Below are 3856 nucleotides of genomic sequence, written 5' to 3' on the forward strand. Positions count from 1 at the left end.
TTTGTATGATCTGTCTACCGATCTGCTTTCCTCCTATCAATCCGGTTATCCTGTAAATCTGAAAATCGAATGTGACATTGAATCCATCGGGCTGAGATCCATTGTTCCGATTGCATTGATTCTGAACGAATTGATCTCAAATTCATTGAAATATGCTTTTGACGATTACGAAAACTGCCTCATTTCCCTTTCATTCATGCGTTTCCAGGGTAAAAAATGTAAGCTCATCTACAAAGACAGCGGCACCTGGAAAGCTCCTTCACGGCAAGGCTCATTCGGTTTGGATCTGATCGAATCACTCACCGACCAGTTGGAAGGAACCATGGAATTAAAAACGTACCCGGAAACGATCTTCGAAATTACTTTTAGCCCGCAGGAAGACCGGTAGTAATTCCTGATTCAATTAACTGATTCCCAAAATATCCTTCACCGCTGTTGAAACATACTCCACTCCTATTGCGATAACGATAAATCCGATAATTCTCGAAATGGCATTGATTCCTGAAGCTCCCAAAGCTTTCACAATAAAATGCGAGGTTCTCAGAATCAAATAAATAGACAAACAAACCGCAAAAATGGCGCAAACCGATGAAATTTGCTGGTATTGATTCGTAAACGACTGATTGTAGGCGATCAATAAAGAAATAGACCCCGGACCAGCCAGCATCGGGATAGCCAGCGGAGTTAATGAAACTTCCGATCTTGTTTCCATATCAGCCTGAACACTTGCTTTCTTCATTCCTTTATGTTTGGTAAAAGACCCGGTAAGAAGCGCAAAACCCGAAGTCGTGATGATCAAACCTCCCGCCAGACGCAAGGAATTGATCGAGATTCCGAAGAAGTTCAACACATAACTGCCGGCAAAAAAAGAGATCAGCAAAATGACACACACATTGATAGAAGTCCAGAGTGATGTTTTGTCCCGGTTGTGTTTTGAATCATCTTTTGTCAATCCGACAAAAACGGGAACGGTTCCCAAAGGGTTTAAAACAGAGAATAGTGCTGCAAAAATGCTGATAAAAAGTTCCATTTTTTTTCTGCAAAATTCTCCTTATTCCACTGCTTTGATGTTAGGTGAATATTAATTGTTAATTACGAATTTGAGCTAATTCCTAATTCCTAATTCCTAATTCCTAATTCCTAATTAAAAAGATTCCGGAGTTTAAATGTTCAATCATTCGTAATTCGTAATTCGTAATTCGTAATTCGTAATTCTCTATATTTAACCTTTATTTCTCAAACTATGAATCGTGCTGCTAACCTTGGTTTTCGACTGATCCTGATCTTCTTTGCAGGTTTATTCCATACTGCTTTTGCGCAAACTGCGTTTCCTTATGACACGCGAAGCGACAGTATTTCTATTCAGCATTACAACGTTCACCTGGATTTGCGTGATTTCAACACTTTTATATTAAAAGGACATACAGAAATCGTTTTCGAACCATTGGTAAATAACATTTCCGAAATGAGGCTGGATTTGGTAGGTCTGACCATTGACAGCATTCGTAATTCCAGTGGGAATTTGCTTTCATTTACGTCAGTTCCGCTTGGTTACAAAATCAACCTTGGAACAACATACAATACCGGAAACAGCAGTTCCTTAGAAGTTTTCTATCACGGAACAACTGTTCACGATCCCACATTCGGAGGGTTTTACTTCAACAGTGCCTATGCCTACAATGTTGGAGTTTCATTGGATGATATTCCGCACAATTACGGGAAAACCTGGTTTCCGTGTTTCGATAATTTCACGACCAGATCTACTTACGATTTATTTGTAACAACTCTTCCAATTCACAATGCGGCATGTGGCGGAGTTTTTCAATCCATGGTTGTTAACCCGGATTTATCAAAAACACATCATTGGAAAATCAACCAGACTATTCCCACTTACCTCGTTTCTGTTGCCGTATCCAACTATGTTTTCGTAAACGATACATTCACGGATTATCAGAATAACCCGGTTCCGGTAAAATTGGCTGCACGTGCTGCCGACACCACCAACATGAAAAATTCGTTCGTGAATCTCGAAGATGCTTTTGATATTTTCGAAGACAAATGGGGACCGTACCGTTGGGACAGAGTGGGCTACGTTTTGGTTCCGATGACTGCCGGAGCGATGGAGCATGCCATGAACATTGCTTATCCACAAACAGCTGCAAACGGCGGGCTTTCGTGGCAATCCGTTATGGCTCATGAACTTTCTCACCATTGGTGGGGAAACCTGGTCACTTGTCGCACGGCTGAGGATATGTGGATCAACGAAGGAAGCGCCGTTTACTGTGAATATGTCTTTACCGAAGAATCATCAGGAAGAAGTGATTACGAAGCTGCAGTCCGAAACGAACACAAAGAACTCATTCGTTCTTGTCATATTACGGATCAGGGCTATTGGCCGCTTTCCGGAGTTCCGCAGGAACATACATATGGGACAACAACCTACTCGAAGGGTGCTGATATGATTCATACCCTGAGAGCATATTTAGGTGATTCTTTGTTTTTCAACGGATTGTCCGAATTATTGGAGCAAAATAAATTTTCCGATATAGATGCAATTGAGTATCGCGATGATTTGAGTGCAATTACCGGCGTAAACCTGAACAATTACTTCGCAGACTGGATTTTCCAGGGAGGATGGCCGCATGTTTCAATCGACTCTTTGACAGTTGCTCCGAACGGAAATCAATACGACGTAACGATTCACCTGAAACAAAAACTGGTAGGAAGATCCGCATACGGAAATCAAATTCCGGTAACATTGACATTGCGCGATAACAACTGGAATACCTTTGAAAAAACCATTCACTCCTCCGGGATGAACAATACTGTAACGGTTACTGTTCCGTTTGCACCGGCAACCGGTTATTTGAACCGCGACGAATTGATTTCTCATGCAGTTACAGCAACATACTCTACTTTTCACACAACCGGAAGTCAGACTTTGAGTCATTCCAACCTGACATTACAGATTCAAAACATCACAGATTCTGCTTTTGTAGTGGTTGAACACAACTGGGCCGCTCCGGATCCTGTTCTGAACTGGACATCGGGATACCTGATTTCCCCACAACGTTATTGGCGCATTGATGGAATCTGGAACTCCGGATTCCATACAAACGCAAGCTTCCGTTACAGCGGTCAAACCAGTGGCCCGATCGCTTATCTGGATCATCTGCTGATCACGGGAACGGAAGACAGTATTGTACTTCTATACCGACCAAACCGTTCTGTAGATTGGTATGAATTCCCTACTTACACTAAAACCATGGGCAATGTGAATGACAAAACCGGAACGTTGAATGTCACCAATCTTCAAAAAGGAGAATATGCCATTGCATTAAAAGGACAAAACCTGTCGCTGAATGAAAAAACGAAAGATGCAGATGTGAAACTATATCCGAACCCGGCCTCTGGTTTCGTAACAATCGAAACAAATACTGTTTCGGATCGCATTGTAATTTGTGATGCTACCGGCAGATTGGTTGATCAGCATTTGAAACCGGGAGTCAAAACTAATTTCGCAACTTCTTCCTGGGAAAAGGGAACGTATTCGGTTACCGGGTATAACCAGGATAAACCGATATTTCATAAATTACTAATCGTTCAATAAAGAGTCCGTGATTAAAGGATAAAGGGGCGATTTCAAATTCGTAATACCGCAATTAAGCCTTATTGCAATTTTGGTAAAATGCCAATTTGCAATATTACGAATCAGCTTCAAACTAAACATTATATAACAACAATTAAACAGTTGATTATCAATAAATAAAACAACAACAGACATTAAGAAGGTGTATTCCCTTCAATTCCATGAAATTAAACTATTTTTGTACTCTGAAAAGCCAAAAGATGTATC

Annotated in this window: 2 protein-coding genes and 1 pseudogene; 2 read left to right on the forward strand and 1 reads right to left on the reverse strand. The window is 41.0% G+C overall.

The annotated features are described in order from the left end of the window. Positions 1–388 (forward strand): annotated as a pseudogene (locus tag Q1V93_RS02280) (hypothetical protein); the annotation flags it as partial. Positions 389–403: 15 nt separating this feature from the next. Here the strand turns inward: Q1V93_RS02280 and Q1V93_RS02285 are convergent. Beyond that, on the reverse strand, positions 404–1030 hold the full coding sequence (locus Q1V93_RS02285) for a MarC family NAAT transporter (protein ID WP_300660855.1): 627 nt from the start codon (positions 1028–1030) through the stop codon (positions 404–406). A gap of 213 nt (positions 1031–1243) precedes the next feature. On the opposite strand from Q1V93_RS02285, the gene Q1V93_RS02290 reads away from it, so the two are divergent. Continuing rightward, a complete protein-coding gene (locus tag Q1V93_RS02290; RefSeq protein WP_300660857.1) occupies positions 1244–3610 on the forward strand; it encodes a M1 family aminopeptidase in 2367 nt (788 codons plus the stop codon). Positions 3611–3856 lie beyond the last annotated feature (246 nt).

Origin of the sequence: Fluviicola sp. (assembly GCF_030151805.1) — a bacterium.
GTDB lineage: Bacteria > Bacteroidota > Bacteroidia > Flavobacteriales_D > Crocinitomicaceae > Fluviicola.

Excerpts from the sequence above, each read along its gene's own strand:
- Q1V93_RS02285 (WP_300660855.1), bottom strand. The coding sequence starts at position 1,030 with ATGGAACTTTTTATCAGCATTTTTGCAGCACTATTCTCTGTTTTAAAC.
- Q1V93_RS02290 (WP_300660857.1), top strand. The coding sequence starts at position 1,244 with ATGAATCGTGCTGCTAACCTTGGTTTTCGACTGATCCTGATCTTCTTT.